Raw genomic sequence first — 14,153 nt, 5'->3', positions numbered from 1 at the left:
GGCCCGAAAGCAGAACCATGGCAACCCCCGCGCATGTCGCGATCATCATGGATGGCAATGGCCGCTGGGCCAAGGCGCGCGGACTGCCGCGGCTCGCCGGCCATCGGGCGGGCGTGGAGGCCGTGCGCAGGACCGTGAAGGCGGCGCCCGACCTCGGCATTTCCTATCTCACGCTCTACGCCTTCTCCTCGGAGAACTGGTCGCGGCCTAAGTCCGAGGTCTCAGACCTGATGGGGCTGTTGAAACTGTTCATCCGCCGCGATCTCGCCGAACTTCATCAGAACGGTGTCCGGGTCAGGATCGTCGGCGATCGGACCAGCCTGCAGCCCGACATTCGTGGCCTGCTCGTAGAGGCCGAGACGCTGACTGCTAACAATTCGGCGCTGACGCTGGTGATTGCCTTCAACTATGGCAGCCGCGATGAAATCGTGCGTGCGACGCGCAAGTTGGTGGCCGCGGCAGCGCGCGGCGAGATTACGCCTGCCGACGTCGATGCCGAGATTTTCGCCGCCAACCTCGATACAGCGGGCATTCCCGATCCCGAGCTCATCATCCGCACCAGCGGCGAACTCAGGCTTTCCAACTTCCTGCTGTGGCAGGCCGCCTACAGCGAACTGGTGTTCCTGCCGTGCTACTGGCCGGATTTCAGCCGCGAGCATCTGGCGGATGCGATTCGCGATTTCGGCGGGCGCGAGCGCCGATTCGGTGGTGTTGCCCCGCAAGACGTCGCCTCATGACGGGTCAGCTGAGCAACCTCCAGACCCGGGTCGTTTCAGCTGTCGTGCTTGGTATCGCCGCATTGGCGCTGACTTGGCTCGGCGGTTTGCCGTTCCGGCTGCTGGCGGCGCTGATCGCGGGCGCGATCTTTTATGAATGGACGCATATGACGCGCGCCAAGGCCGGGCCGGGGCTCGGCTTTGTACCGGAAGCGTCGATGCTGGTCTTTCTGGGTGTTCTGGTTGCCGGCCTGCCGGCTATGCCGACCCTTGTCGTGCTGGTTGCCGCGGTCGCCATCGCGGCCATTGTCGGTGCCATGCGCGGGGCAGGGCAGTGGGACGCGGTCGGTGTCGCCTATGCCGGCCTGTCCGGCTTTTCGCTAGCCTTCCTGCGTGATTCCGACTGGTCGGGCCTCGCCGCGGTGCTGTTCCTGTTCGCGGTGGTCTGGGCGACCGATATTTTCGCCTATTTTGTCGGTCGTGCCGTCGGCGGGCCGAAGCTGGCGCCGGCGATTTCCCCAGGCAAGACGCAGAGCGGCGCGCTGGGTGGTGCGGTGTTCGGCCTTGCGGCAGGACTGCTGCTCGCGCTCGTGCTCGGACTGTCCAATCTGGCAACGCTGGCGCTGGTGGCGTTGTTCCTTTCAATCGTGGCCCAGGCTGGCGACCTGTTCGAATCCTGGGTGAAGCGACGGCACGATTGCAAGGATTCCAGCGCCATCATCCCGGGACATGGCGGTGTCATGGACCGTGTCGACGGGCTGGTGGCTGCGGCTGCGGCGCTTTACCTGATTGGCTGGATGGCCGGCTCGGCCGATCATCCGGCACACGGCTTGTTTCCGGTCTGAAATTATCGTTGAGCTTCGGGTGGCGTCCGCCACGGATTCGCCCCGATTGAGGTCACATTTGCGGCGCGGATATACGCCGGGAATTTTGAGGACGTGATTTGAACGATTTTCTTCCCGGATTGTTCGGCATCGGTGGCGTCGTGCTCGGCACGCTCATCCCGTTCCTGTTCGTGCTGACCGTCGTCGTCTTCGTGCACGAGATGGGCCACTATCTGGTTGGCCGCCTCTGCGGCATCGGCGTGCGCGCCTTTTCCGTCGGTTTCGGTCCGGAACTCGTCGGCTTCACCGACCGCCACGGCACGCGCTGGAAACTCTGCGCCATACCGCTCGGCGGCTATGTCAAATTCGTCGGCGACATGAACGCGACCTCCAGCCAGCCCGGCTCCGAGGAGATCGAGAAGCTAACCGACGACGAGCGCAAGGTCGCCTTCCACACGCAGCCGATCTGGAAGCGCGCCGCGACCGTGTTTGCCGGGCCGCTGTTCAATTTCCTGCTGACGATCGTCGTTTTCGCCGTGCTGTTCCTGAGCTTCGGCCGCTACGTGCTGGAGCCGACGGTCGCCGAGGTTCGGCCGAACAGCCCGGCCGCCGTGGCCGGCATTCTGCCGGGCGACCGCTTCGTCAGCGTCGATGGCGAGAAGGTCGAGACCTTCTCCGACGTGCAGCGGCTGGTTTCCGGCCGGGCGGGCGATGCCATGACCTTCGTGATGCTGCGCGACGGCAAGAACGTTACCGTGGTGGCGACGCCACAGCTTTCCGAGGAAAAGGACGCGCTCGGCAACAAGGTGAAGATGGCGGTGATCGGCGTCGGCAACAATGCCGAGGTCGGCCAGCCGCGGCTGATCACCTATTCGCCCGGAGGCGCCGTGGTCGCGGCCGTCGAGGCAACCGGCCAGATTGTCGAGCGCACCGGCCTCTTCATGAAGCGTTTCGTGGTCGGCCGCGAGGACAAATGCCAGCTTGGCGGGCCGGTCAAGATCGCCGGCATGGCCGGGCAGGCGGCCAAACTCGGCTTCGAATGGCTCGTGCAACTTGTCGCGTTGCTATCGGTCGGTATAGGGATACTCAATCTCTTGCCGATTCCGCCCCTCGACGGCGGCCATCTTCTCTTCTATGGGATCGAGGCCGTCATCCGGAGGCCGGTGTCGGAGCGGATGATGGAAGCGGTCTATCGAACGGGGATGATTCTGGTTTTGGGGTTTATGGGGTTCGTTTTCTGGAACGATCTCTTTGGGTGCTGAAATCATGAAAGAATTTGGCTCGCGGAGCGGCTTGTTGAGGCGCCGTTTACCATGAGCGGGGATATGAGTGACGCGAAAGCCACGCTGGGTTGGTAAGTAAATACAAATTAACCAGAAGCCTTGCGTGTAGGGAAAATCCGGTTAATACGGTACGGGAAAATGACCGCGACGTCCGGTTTTCTCGCCGTGGGGACTTCGAGAAAAGGTTTTAAAGCCCGATGAAGGCAGCATCCAAGTTTCTGAGCGCCGCGTCCGCGGCGGCTATGTCAGCCGCCCTGGTTGTGCCGGGTTCGCTCGCTGTTCAGTTTGCGTCCGTGTCTGCTGCCCATGCGGCTGTGGTTAGCCGGGTCGATGTGAGTGGCAACACCCGTGTCGATGCCGAGACGATTCGCAATTATGTGAAGATCAAGCCGGGCAAGGCGTTCTCGAATGCCGATATCGACGAAGCCGTGAAGGCGCTGTTCGGCACCGGGCTGTTCTCCGACGTGCGCATCAACCAGGTCGGTTCGGCGCTGGTCATCAAGGTTTCCGAATACCAGGTCGTCAACCAGGTCATTTTCCAGGGCAACAAGAAGATCAAGGACGCCCAGCTCGCCAACACCGTGCAGCTGAAGCCGCGTTCGTCCTATTCGCAGGCCGCCGTCGACGCCGACATCGAGACGATCAAGGAAGCCTATCGCCGCATCGGCCGCGATGACGCCGCCGTCACCAGCCAGATCATGGATCTGGGCGAAAACCGCGTGAACGTCGTCTACAACGTCAACGAAGGCGAGCGCACCAAGATCGTCGCCGTCAATTTCGTGGGCAACAAGGCTTTCTCGAGCCGTCGCCTGTCCGACGTGATCGGCACCAAGAAGTCGAGCTGGCTGTCGTTCATCCTGCGTGACGACGTGTTCGATCAGGACAAGCTGAAGGCCGACGAGGAGCTGCTGCGCCGCTTCTACTACAATCGCGGCTATGCCGACTTCCAGGTCGTCTCGGCCTCGGGCGAGCTCGACAGCTCCAACAACCAGTACACCGTCACCGTCACGGTCGATGAGGGCGAGCGCTACGATTTCGGCGAAATCAACGTCGACAGCTCCATCCCGGAAGTCGATGCCAAGGCGCTGCAGGCGGTGGTTCAGACCTATAAGGGCGACACCTACAACGCCAAGAAGGTCGAGGATTCGATCATCGCGCTGACCGAGCGGGTCGCTGGCCAGGGTTATGCGTTCGCGCAGGTTACGCCGCGTGGCGACCGTAATTTCGAGAACAAGACGATTTCGGTCACCTACACGATCGATCAGGGCGCCAAGGCCTATATCGAGCGCATCGAAATCCGCGGCAACAGCCGCACGCGCGACTACGTGATTCGTCGCGAGTTTGACCTCAGCGAAGGCGATGCCTTCAACCAGGTTCTCGTGCAGCGCGCGAAGAAGCGCCTGGAAGCGCTTGATTATTTTGAAAAGGTCGAGATTTCGACGCAGCCAGGCTCCGAGCCGGACCAGGTTGTTCTGGTGGTTGACGTGGTCGAGAAGTCGACCGGCGACTTCTCGGTCGGCGCCGGCTATTCGACCGGCGGCGAAACGCCCGGTCCGTCGGTCACCGGCTCGATCACCGAGCGTAACTTCCTCGGTCGTGGCCAGTTCATCAAGCTGTCGGCCGGCGGTGGCCGCAGGTCGCGTGACTTCAGCGTCTCCTTCACCGAGCCGTATTTCCTCGGCCGTCGCATCGCAGCCGGTTTCGACATCTATCGGTCGACCCGCAAATACGACGCCTATGATTCGGAAACGATCGGCGGAACCATCCGTTTCGGTCTGCCGATCACGCAGAACATCACGACGCAGCTCGCCTACAACATCTCCCAGGAGAAGTATAAGTACGACAACGGCTGCTTCGACTCGACCGGCGTCTTCAACCCGCTGCTCTGTAACGTGTCGACCGCCATTCAGAACGCCATCACCGACCCGCTTACCGGCCAGCCGCGCGGCGCCTGGATCAAGTCGTCGGTCAGCGCCGGTCTGGTGTACAACACCATCGACGATATGAAGAACCCGCACTACGGCATCTATGCCAACGGCACCGTCGAGGTGGCGGGCCTGGGTGGCGATGCCAAGTTCGTCAAGCTCTCGGCGCGCAGCTCGATCTACCAGACGCTGTCGGAAGAGCTGGACATCGTTGGCGTGGTTTCCGGCGGCGCTGGCCACATCATCGGTTACGGCAGCAACGATCTGCGCGTCTTCGACATGTTCCAGAACAACGACCGCATGATCCGCGGCTTCGAGTTCAACGGTATCGGCCCGGCTTCCACGCCGACTGCCAACGGCAGCCGCGACCATCTCGGTGGCACGACCTACTTCAATGCGTCGGCCGAAGCGCAATTCCCGCTGCCGGTCGTTCCGGAAAGCCTCGGCCTGCGTGGCGCGGTGTTCGCCGATGCGGCAACGCTGTATGGCAATGACGTTTTTGGTGTCGACTCGTCGACGACCGGCATGAAGCTGCGGGCGTCGGCCGGTATCGGCCTGATGTGGGCTTCGCCGTTCGGACCGCTGCGCATCGACTACGCGATACCGCTGAAGAAGGAAAAGACGGACAACGTCCAGGAATTCAACTTCGGCATATCGACCCGCTTCTGATTTGAGAACCGCGACGACTTCCGGGCCCGATGGCCCGGGAGGTCGGGGTTCCATCTAGCTGGAAACCGCTCAGGAATGACCGAACCGGTGTTTTTTGTGCCTTCGCGCCGGTTCACGGTGGCCGAGGTCGCGGACTTGACCGGCTCGGCCATTGCCAATCTGGCCTATGCCGAGACCGTCATCGAGACGATCGCCTCCGCTTCGGACGGCAACGATAAGGCCCTGGTGTTCATCGACGGCAAGCGTAATGCCGGCCTGATGCCGAGCCTCAAGGCCGCGGCCGTGCTGTGCCCGTCGGATGTCGCCGACCAGGCACCGGCCGGCGTCGCCGTGCTCGTCAATCCACGTCCCCAGCAGGCTTTCGCCACGGTCGGCAGGCTGCTTTATCCGGCCGCCTCGACGCCGGTGGCGCTGACCTCCGAAACAGGCATTTCGCGTAACGCCTTCGTCGACGATACCGCACATATCGAGCCCGGCGCCATTGTCGAGGCGGGCGCCATCATCGGCGCCGGCGCGTCGATCGGCGCGGGCACCGTGATTGCTCCCACCGCCGTTATCGGCCGCAACTGCCAGATCGGCCGCGACGGCTATGTCGGGCCCGGCGCCAGCGTGCAATACGCGCTGGTCGGCAACCGCGTCGTCATTCATGGCGGCGCCAGGATCGGCCAGGACGGTTTCGGCTTCGCCGGCGGTGCCAAGGGGCCGGAACGCATGCCGCAGATCGGCCGCGTCGTCATACAGGACGATGTCGAGATCGGCTCCAACACCACCGTCGATCGCGGCGCGATGACCGATACGGTGATCGGCGAGGGCACCAAGATCGACAATCTGGTCCAGATCGCCCACAACGTGCGCATTGGCAGGGGATGCATCATCGCCGGCCATTGCGGTCTCTCCGGTTCCGTGACACTAGGCGACTACGTCATGCTGGGCGGCCGCGTCGGCATTGCCGATCACATCACGGTCGGCGACAGGGTGCAGGTGGCGGCGTCGTCGGGCTTGATGTATGACATTCCCGCGGGTGAACGTTGGGCCGGCATGCCAGCGCAGCCGATGCGTGATTTCTTCCGAGAGCTCTCGGCGATCCGCGCATTTACGAAGCATTCGAAGGGGGACAAGAATGGCTGATATGGCCGGCGCGACGCTTGAAGCCGTCGACCTCATCGGGTTGATGAAGATCTTGCCCCATCGCTATCCGTTCCTGATGATCGACCGCATCGTCGACATCGATGGCGACAATTCCGCCATCGGCGTCAAGAATGTCACCATCAACGAACCGCATTTCATGGGTCATTTCCCCGAGCATCCGGTGATGCCGGGCGTGTTGATCCTGGAGGCGATGGCGCAGACCGCCGGTGCTGTCTGCATTCGTGCCGCCGGCGCGGAAAAGCCGTCGCTGGTTTATCTGTTGACCATCGACGGTGCCAAATTCCGCAAGCCGGTGGTGCCGGGCGATCAGTTGTTCATCCATGTCCGCAAACTCAAGAAGCGTGGCAATCTTTTGAAATTCGCCTGCGAAGGCAAGGTCGAGGGCGCCGTCGTCGCCGAGGCCGAGGTGCAGGCAATGATGGTCGTTAACGAACGGCCGTAAGTTCCAGGAACGCATGACAATTCAGACGAACATTCATCCTTCGGCGGTTGTCGAGGCCGGCGCCCAGATTGGTACTGGCGCTCGCATCGGTCCCTTCTGCCACATCGGTGCCGACGCGGTCGTCGGCGACAATGTCGAACTGGTCGGCCATGTCTCGGTACAGGGCGCCACGACCATCGGCGCCGGCACCAAGGTGTGGCCGATGACGGTGCTTGGCGCGCCGCCGCAGAACACCAAGCACAAGGGCGGCCGCACCACGCTGGTGATCGGCGCCAACTGCACGATCCGCGAAAGCGTGACGATGCATCTGGGCACCGACGACAGCCGCGGCGAGACCACCGTCGGCGACAACGGCTTTTTCCTCGCCTATTCCCATATCGGCCATGACAGCATCGTCGGCAAGAACGCCACTTTCGCCAATGGCGCCACGCTCGGCGGCCACTGCGAAATCGGCGACAATGTCTATATTGGCGGCCTCTCCGCCGTGCACCAGTTCGTGCGCGTCGGCGACAACGCCTTCCTCGCCGGCTGCTCGGCCTTTGTCGGCGACGTCATTCCTTATGCGATCGCTGTCGGCAACCGGGCGAAGCTGCGCGGCCTCAACATCATCGGCCTGAAGCGCTCCGGCGTGCCGCGCTCGGAAATCCATCTGCTGCGCCGCGCCTACAACACGATCTTCGACCCGTCGCGCACCGTTGCCGAGAATGTCGAATTGGCCAAGGCCGAATTCTCCGCCTCGCCAGCGGCGATGAAGATCATCGATTTCATCACCAGCCGCGGCAAGCGGCACTATACCGTGCCGCCGCTGAAGGGCGGGGCCGATGACGACGCCGAAAACGACGCCTGAGGGCGCCGGGCGCCTTCGTCTCGCTGCCGGTGCCAAGGTCGGCATCATCGCCGGCGGCGGCAGGCTGCCGCTCGATGTAGCTGACGGCCTTGTTGCCCAGGGTCTCGCGCCATTCGTGCTGATGGTCGAGGGCGAAGCGTCGCCCACCGGCGGGCTCGGTCGCTTCGAACATGAGGTTCTTGCGATCGAATCGCTCGGTTCGCTGGTCGGCATCCTGCGTCGCCATGGCGTCACCCATGTCGTCCTGGCGGGCGAGATCAGGCGCCGGCCGCGACTGAGCGCCATGCGCTTCAATTTCGGCCTGCTTGCCGTTGTTCCGCTTGTGATTTCGGCACTGGCGCGTGGCGATGACGGTTTGCTCAAGGTGGTCGTTCGCGGCCTCGAGGCACGCGGTTTCACCGTGCTCGGCGCCCACCAGATCGTGCCCGACCTGACAACCAGCGAAGGCAGCCTCACACGGACCGTTCCCGGCAAGGCTGACTGGCGCGACATCGAGGCGGCTCGCGAGGCGGCGGTCGCCATCGGCGCGCTCGATATCGGCCAGGGCGCGGTGGCGATCGGCGGTCGTGCCATCGCGCTCGAAGGCATAGAGGGCACCGATGGCCTGCTGGAGCGGGTGAAAGCCTTGCGCGGCCATGGCCGGCTTGCCGGCAAGACCGGCGGCGTGCTGGTCAAATGCGCCAAGCCGGAACAGGAGCTTCGTGTCGACCTGCCGTCCATCGGCCTGCAGACGGTGGAAGGCGCTCATGCGGCTGGCCTGGCTGGCATCGCCGTCGAGGCGGGCCGCTCGCTGATCCTCGACAGCGCCGCCGTCATCGCCAGGGCCGATGCGCTTGGCCTGTTCGTCTATGGCCTGCCGCCCCGGGGAGGCGCCGATGGCGGCTGATCGACCGCTCAAGATCGCGATCGTGGCCGGCGAAGAGTCCGGCGATCTGCTCGGCGCCGATCTCATCGAGGCGCTGCGGCGCAAGAGCGGGCGCGACATCACACTCGTCGGTCTCGGCGGGCGCCACCTTCAGGCGCAAGGCCTCGTCCCGCCCTTCGATGCCAGCGAAATCGCGCTGATGGGTGTCAGCGCGGTGCTGGCCGGCCTGCCGCGCCTGATGCGCCGCATCAGCCAGACAGCAGCGCTGGTCGGTGCCGAAAAGCCGGATTGCCTGATCACCATCGACAGTCCGGATTTTTCGCTGCGTGTCGCCAGGAAGGTGCGCGCGGCGCATCCGTCGATCCCGATCGTGCATTATGTCTGCCCGTCGGTCTGGGCCTGGCGGCCGGGCAGGGCGCTGGCGATGCGGCCCTATGTCGACCACATCCTCTGCATCCTGCCGTTCGAGGTGAAGGAGCTGGAGCGTCTCAAGGGGCCTGCGGGCACTTATGTCGGCCATCGGTTGAGCCACGACGCCAATGTGCTCAAGGCAGCCGCCATGCAGGCCGCGCCGCGCGATCTCTCCGACGATCGGGTGAAGACGTTGCTTCTTCTGCCGGGATCGCGCCGGGGCGAGGTGCGCAGGCTGCTGGAGCCGTTCGGCGAGACCGTCTCAGTGCTCGCCGCGCGGGGGCACCAGATGCGGCTCCTGCTGCCCACCGTGCCGCATGTGGCCGATTTCGTGCGCTCCACGGTATCCAGCTGGTCGCAGAAGCCTGAAATCCTGCTGGAGCCCGAGCGCAAATGGCAGGCCTTCGGCGAGGCCGATGCCGCGCTGATCGCGTCGGGAACCGTGTCGCTGGAACTGGCGCTGGCGGGCGTTCCGATGGTCTCTACCTACAAGCTCGACGCCGTCGCCAAGCTGGTGCAGAAACTCATCACCACCTGGTCGGCGCTGTTGCCCAACCTGATCGCCGACAAGGCGCTGGTGACCGAATTCTACGACATCTATGTGAGGCCACAGAACCTTGCCCGACAGATCGAGGCGCTGTGGTCGGAAGGCGGGCTGCGTGCCTGGCAAAAGGCCGGTTTCGACGAGGTGCGCCGCCGCATGGCCACGGACCGTCCGGCCGGCGAGATCGCGGCCGACGTCGTTCTTGCTGAAATCGCCAAGCGCTCCTGACGGCGCTCCTAAAGTCTAGAGCCGGCGGCGACGCCGGCCAATCAGCCGACCTGCTCTCGTTTCTTCCAGTCGCCGGTCGTGTTCCACCAGCGGTTCGGATTGGCGCTGTCGTCGAGGCCGCGCGAACGGCTGCTCAGGATTGGGCGGATGCGGATGACCGGTTCCTGATAGCTGTGCGCCTGGAAGATGGCTTCGACGATCCGTTCGATCTGGTCGGTGTTGACGGCATCGTTCTCGATCTCGAAAGAAACCTCGACGACGCCCGGCCGCTCGCGCAGCCCGGTCTCGGCGCCGGCGGCCGCGCCTTGCAGTGGCCGATAGCGTTCGATGCCCGCATCGGACTGATAGGAATTGCTGTCGTAATTGCCCATGGTCAGCGGCGCGACAGCGGTGACGGCCCGCATGATGCGGTCGACATCTTCGGCCGGAGCCTGGAAGGTGACCAGCAGCATCGACCGCATTATGGTCGAATTGGTCTGGAACGGTTTCAGCATGGCCGGCCTCGCGTTTTGTTCACTGACGCTCGACATGCTCTAGCCGAGCGCTGCTGACACCCTTGCGTCAGGAGTACGGGCCGGAAACAAAACAACCGGCCTTTTGGGCCGGTTGCTCGAGGTTCTTATGCTTGTGGCTGTTACTTGGCCTTGCCGAGCACCGCGTCGACGCTCCACGGGCCGGGGCCGGCGGCCGCGATGTAGAGGAAGGCGAAACAGAACAGCATCGCCGCTTCGCCGCCATTCAGCACCGGGAAGAAGCCCTGCGGCGCATGCGCCATGAAATAGGCGAACGCCATCAGGCCGGACAGGATGAAGGCCACCGGGCGCGAGAACAGGCCGATCGCCAAGAGCACGCCGCCGACGATTTCCAGCATGCCGGCTGCCGTCGTCAGGCTGTTCAGCGGGTAGGGGAACGGTGCGGGCCAGCCAAGCAGCTTCATCGCGCCATGCGAGAAGAAGGTCGCTGCGGTGAGAATACGCAGGATGCTGAGCAACTGCGGAGCCCAAGGCTGCAAGAAAGTAAACTTCATTATTTCCCTCAATGTCTCTCTGGAATGATTCTAGTCTAAATCGCTGTACCACAGTACTGCCGGACCGCCTCTATAGGGGATTTTCGGTCGAGACCACCGCCTGCCGGTCACATGCCGGCCGCTTCAAATCAACTGTTGTTGAAAAACGCGTGATGATCTGCGCGCGATTCCAGCGATGCCGGAGCATCTCGGCTCAATGTTCGGCGGCTGGCGGAGCAAAGCAAACCGCCCCGGACGCGGCTGCATCAGGGGCGGCTGGATACTGCCAGATCTGGAAGGCTTCAGCGCTTGGCGATCGGCACGTAGTCGCGTTCCGGGGCGCCGGTGTAGAGCTGGCGCGGGCGGCCGATCTTCTGGTGCGGGTCCTCGATCATCTCCTTCCACTGGGCGATCCAGCCGACGGTGCGGGCGACCGCGAACAGCACGGTGAACATGGCGGTGGGGAAGCCCAGCGCCTTCAGCGTGATGCCGGAATAGAAGTCGATGTTCGGGTAAAGCTTCTTCTCGATGAAATACGCGTCGGTAAGCGCGATCTTCTCGAGCTCCATGGCGACGTCGAGCATCGGATCGTCCTTGATGCCGAGTTCGCCCAGCACTTCATGCGTGGTCTTCTGCATGATCTTGGCGCGCGGGTCGTAGTTCTTGTAGACGCGGTGGCCAAAGCCCATCAGGCGGAACGGATCGTTCTTGTCCTTGGCGCGGGCGATGAATTCCGGGATACGATCGACGGTGCCGATCTCCGAAAGCATGTTGAGCGCCGCCTCGTTGGCACCGCCATGCGCCGGGCCCCACAGGCAGGCGATGCCGGCGGCGATGCAGGCGAAGGGATTGGCGCCCGACGAGCCGGCCAGCCGCACCGTCGAGGTCGAGGCGTTCTGCTCGTGGTCGGCATGCAGGATGAAGATGCGCTCCATGGCGCGCGCCAGCACAGGGTTGACCTTGTATTCCTCGCACGGCACCGCGAAGCACATATGCAGGAAGTTGGCGGCGAAGTTCAGCTCGTTCTTCGGGTAAACGAAGGGCTGGCCGATATGGTATTTGTAGGCCATCGCCGCAATCGTCGGCATCTTGGCTATCAGGCGGATCGAGGCGACCATGCGCTGGTGCGGGTCGGAAATGTCGATGGAGTCGTGATAGAAGGCCGACAGCGCGCCGACCACGCCGCACATCACCGCCATCGGGTGCGCGTCGCGGCGGAAGCCGGTGAAGAAGCGGCTCATCTGCTCGTGCACCATGGTGTGGCGCGTGACGCGATAGTCGAAATCGTCCTTCTGCGCCTTGGTCGGCAGTTCGCCGTAGAGCAGCAGGTAGCAGACCTCGAGGAAATCGCCGTGTTCGGCCAACTGGTCGATCGGGTAGCCGCGGTGCAAAAGCACGCCGGCGTCGCCGTCGATGAAGGTGATCTGCGATTCGCAGCTGGCGGTGGAGGTGAAGCCAGGATCGTAGGTGAAGGCGCCGGTGGTGGTATAAAGCGCGCCGATATCGATGACGTCCGGGCCGACGGAGCCGCTTCGGACCTTGAACTCGTGCGTCTTGCCGCCGAGTTCCAGTTTCGCCGTCTGTCCGGTCATCGCTAACTCCTTCTTGTTCCTATGCCTTCAGGCAAAATCAATCCGCCACGCAAAACGCTGTAAGCCTCTGAAATGCGCGAGATTGCAGCCGCCGAGGGAAATAGGGCTGTTTGATCCAGCGGCAATGTTGCACCGCAAAACGCGCCTTTCAATGCCAAAGTTCTTGGGCCAGATCTCCTAATCGATTTGATCGGCAATGCGAGCGAGACTTTCGTCACGACCGAGCACCGCCAACACGTCGAAAACACCGGGCGAGGTGCTGCGCCCGGTGAGCGCGGCGCGCAAGGGTTGGGCCACCTTGCCGAGCTTGAGGTTCGTTGCTTCCGCGCAGGCGCGCACGGCTGCCTCCGTGGTGGCGGCGCTCCATTCGTCCAGCGCCTGGAAGTGCGACAGCACCGCCTTCAGCACGGCCTTGGCGTCGGCGTCGAGCAGGCCGGCGGCCTTCTCGTCCAGCTGCAGCGGGCGGCTGGCGGCGATGAAATAGAGGCTGTCGGCGAGTTCGACCAGAGTCTTGGCGCGCTCCTTGAGGCCCGGCATCGCCTGCAGCACCTGCGCCTTCTTCGCATCGTCCAGCTGGGCGGCCAGCGCCTCGCCATTCGGCAGATAAGGCAGCGTGTCGAAGAGTGCCTCGGTCAGCGCGGCGTCGTCCATGCCGCGCATATGCACGCCGTTCAGCGCCTCCAGCTTGGCGAAATCGAAACGGGCTGGGCTCTTGTTGATGTCGTCGATGTCGAACCAGCCGATCATCTGGTCGAGCGTCATCACTTCGTCGTCGCCATGGCTCCAGCTGAGCCGCGCCAGATAATTGCGAACCGCGGCCGGCAGATAGCCCATGGTGCGGTATGCATCGATGCCCTGCGCGCCATGCCGCTTGGAAAGCTTGGCGCCATCGGCGCCGAGAATCATCGGCACATGCGCCCACACCGGCACGTCCCAGCCCATCGCATCGTAAATGGTGGTCTGGCGCGCGGCGTTGGTCAGGTGGTCGTCGCCACGGATGATGTGGGTGACGCCCATGTCGTGGTCGTCGACGACCACCGCATGCATGTAGGTCGGCACCCCGTCCGAGCGCAGGATGATGAAATCGTCGAGGTCCTTGTTGGGGAAGCGGATTTCGCCCTGCACGCGGTCGCGCACCAGCGTCTCGCCTTCCAGCGGTGCCTTGATGCGGACCGCGCCGCGCACGCCCTCGGGCGCCTCGGACGGATCGCGGTCGCGCCAGTGGCCGTTATAGCGGGGCGGCAGCCCGTTCGCCCGCGCATGCTCGCGCATGGCTTCGAGTTCGGCCGGCGTCTCATAGGCGTAATAGGCCTTGCCCATGCGCACCAGCTCCTCGGCAACCTCGCGGTGCCGCGCGGCGCGCTCGAATTGCGAGATCGCATCGCCATCCCAGCTCAGCCCCAGCCAGGCCATGCCGTCGAGGATCGCGGCGGTGGCTGCGTCGGTCGAACGCTCGCGGTCGGTGTCCTCGATGCGCAGCAGCATCCTGCCGTTGGTGTGCTTGGCATACAGCCAGTTGAACAGCGCCGTGCGGGCGCCGCCGATATGCAGGTAACCGGTGGGGGATGGGGCGAAGCGGGTGATAACCTGATCGGACATGGAACTCTCAAGGAAGGGGCGCCAAAGGCGCGGACTTTCGTTGTTTGGGCGTT

At 63.7% G+C, this 14,153-nt stretch carries 13 protein-coding genes; 9 read left to right on the top strand and 4 right to left on the bottom strand.

Annotation, left to right across the window (positions count from 1 at the left end; translation table 11 throughout):
• Nucleotides 1–17: 17 nt before the first annotated feature.
• The 9 genes from QFZ88_RS00980 (at nt 18) to lpxB (ending at nt 9,903) form a co-directional block, all read left to right on the top strand.
• A complete protein-coding gene (locus tag QFZ88_RS00980; RefSeq protein ID WP_024924098.1) occupies nt 18–737 on the top strand; it encodes an isoprenyl transferase in 720 nt (239 codons plus the stop codon).
• An 8-nt stretch (nt 738–745) separates the two neighbouring features.
• Complete coding sequence (locus tag QFZ88_RS00975) at nt 746–1,561, top strand: phosphatidate cytidylyltransferase (RefSeq protein ID WP_024924097.1); 816 nt, start codon at nt 746–748, stop codon at nt 1,559–1,561.
• Between the two features lie 98 nt (nt 1,562–1,659).
• Nucleotides 1,660–2,802 (top strand): RIP metalloprotease RseP, encoded by a 1,143-nt coding sequence (gene rseP / locus QFZ88_RS00970; protein ID WP_024924096.1) that lies wholly within the window; start codon nt 1,660–1,662, stop codon nt 2,800–2,802.
• A gap of 218 nt (nt 2,803–3,020) precedes the next feature.
• On the top strand, nt 3,021–5,417 hold the full coding sequence (bamA, locus tag QFZ88_RS00965; protein ID WP_024924095.1) for an outer membrane protein assembly factor BamA: 2,397 nt from the start codon (nt 3,021–3,023) through the stop codon (nt 5,415–5,417).
• A gap of 75 nt (nt 5,418–5,492) precedes the next feature.
• Entirely contained in the window at nt 5,493–6,545 is a 1,053-nt protein-coding gene (gene lpxD / locus QFZ88_RS00960; RefSeq protein ID WP_024924094.1) for a UDP-3-O-(3-hydroxymyristoyl)glucosamine N-acyltransferase, read from the top strand.
• Nucleotides 6,538–7,008 (top strand): 3-hydroxyacyl-ACP dehydratase FabZ, encoded by a 471-nt coding sequence (gene fabZ / locus QFZ88_RS00955; RefSeq protein ID WP_024924093.1) that lies wholly within the window; start codon nt 6,538–6,540, stop codon nt 7,006–7,008. The genes lpxD and fabZ overlap by 8 nt, the downstream gene beginning before the upstream one ends.
• A 13-nt stretch (nt 7,009–7,021) precedes the next feature.
• The gene (gene lpxA, locus QFZ88_RS00950; RefSeq protein ID WP_024924092.1) at nt 7,022–7,855 is read left to right on the top strand and encodes an acyl-ACP--UDP-N-acetylglucosamine O-acyltransferase; all 834 of its coding nucleotides are present in this window, start codon (nt 7,022–7,024) and stop codon (nt 7,853–7,855) included.
• Nucleotides 7,830–8,741, top strand: a complete 912-nt coding sequence (locus QFZ88_RS00945; RefSeq protein ID WP_024924091.1) for an LpxI family protein — start codon at nt 7,830–7,832, stop codon at nt 8,739–8,741. Before lpxA ends, QFZ88_RS00945 begins: the two co-directional genes overlap by 26 nt.
• On the top strand, nt 8,731–9,903 hold the full coding sequence (gene lpxB / locus QFZ88_RS00940) for a lipid-A-disaccharide synthase (protein ID WP_024924090.1): 1,173 nt from the start codon (nt 8,731–8,733) through the stop codon (nt 9,901–9,903). Before QFZ88_RS00945 ends, lpxB begins: the two co-directional genes overlap by 11 nt.
• A 41-nt stretch (nt 9,904–9,944) precedes the next feature.
• On the opposite strand, the gene QFZ88_RS00935 is transcribed toward lpxB, so the two are convergent.
• From QFZ88_RS00935 to gltX, 4 genes are all read right to left on the bottom strand, one after another.
• Nucleotides 9,945–10,397 carry a hypothetical protein gene (locus QFZ88_RS00935; protein ID WP_036255259.1) on the bottom strand — a complete coding sequence of 151 codons (453 nt, stop codon included), beginning with the start codon at nt 10,395–10,397 and terminating at the stop codon, nt 9,945–9,947.
• A gap of 140 nt (nt 10,398–10,537) precedes the next feature.
• Nucleotides 10,538–10,930: a DoxX family protein gene (locus QFZ88_RS00930; protein ID WP_024924088.1), complete on the bottom strand. Its 393-nt coding sequence runs from the start codon at nt 10,928–10,930 to the stop codon at nt 10,538–10,540.
• A 281-nt stretch (nt 10,931–11,211) separates the two neighbouring features.
• Nucleotides 11,212–12,501 (bottom strand): citrate synthase, encoded by a 1,290-nt coding sequence (gene gltA, locus QFZ88_RS00925; protein WP_024924087.1) that lies wholly within the window; start codon nt 12,499–12,501, stop codon nt 11,212–11,214.
• Between the two features lie 177 nt (nt 12,502–12,678).
• Complete coding sequence (gene gltX, locus QFZ88_RS00920; RefSeq protein WP_024924086.1) at nt 12,679–14,100, bottom strand: glutamate--tRNA ligase; 1,422 nt, start codon at nt 14,098–14,100, stop codon at nt 12,679–12,681.
• Nucleotides 14,101–14,153 lie beyond the last annotated feature (53 nt).

The organism is Mesorhizobium sp. YL-MeA3-2017, assembly GCF_030814575.1.
GTDB classification, from domain to species: Bacteria; Pseudomonadota; Alphaproteobacteria; order Rhizobiales; family Rhizobiaceae; genus Mesorhizobium; species Mesorhizobium terrae.
This window is presented reverse-complemented; position numbering and strand designations above follow the sequence as displayed.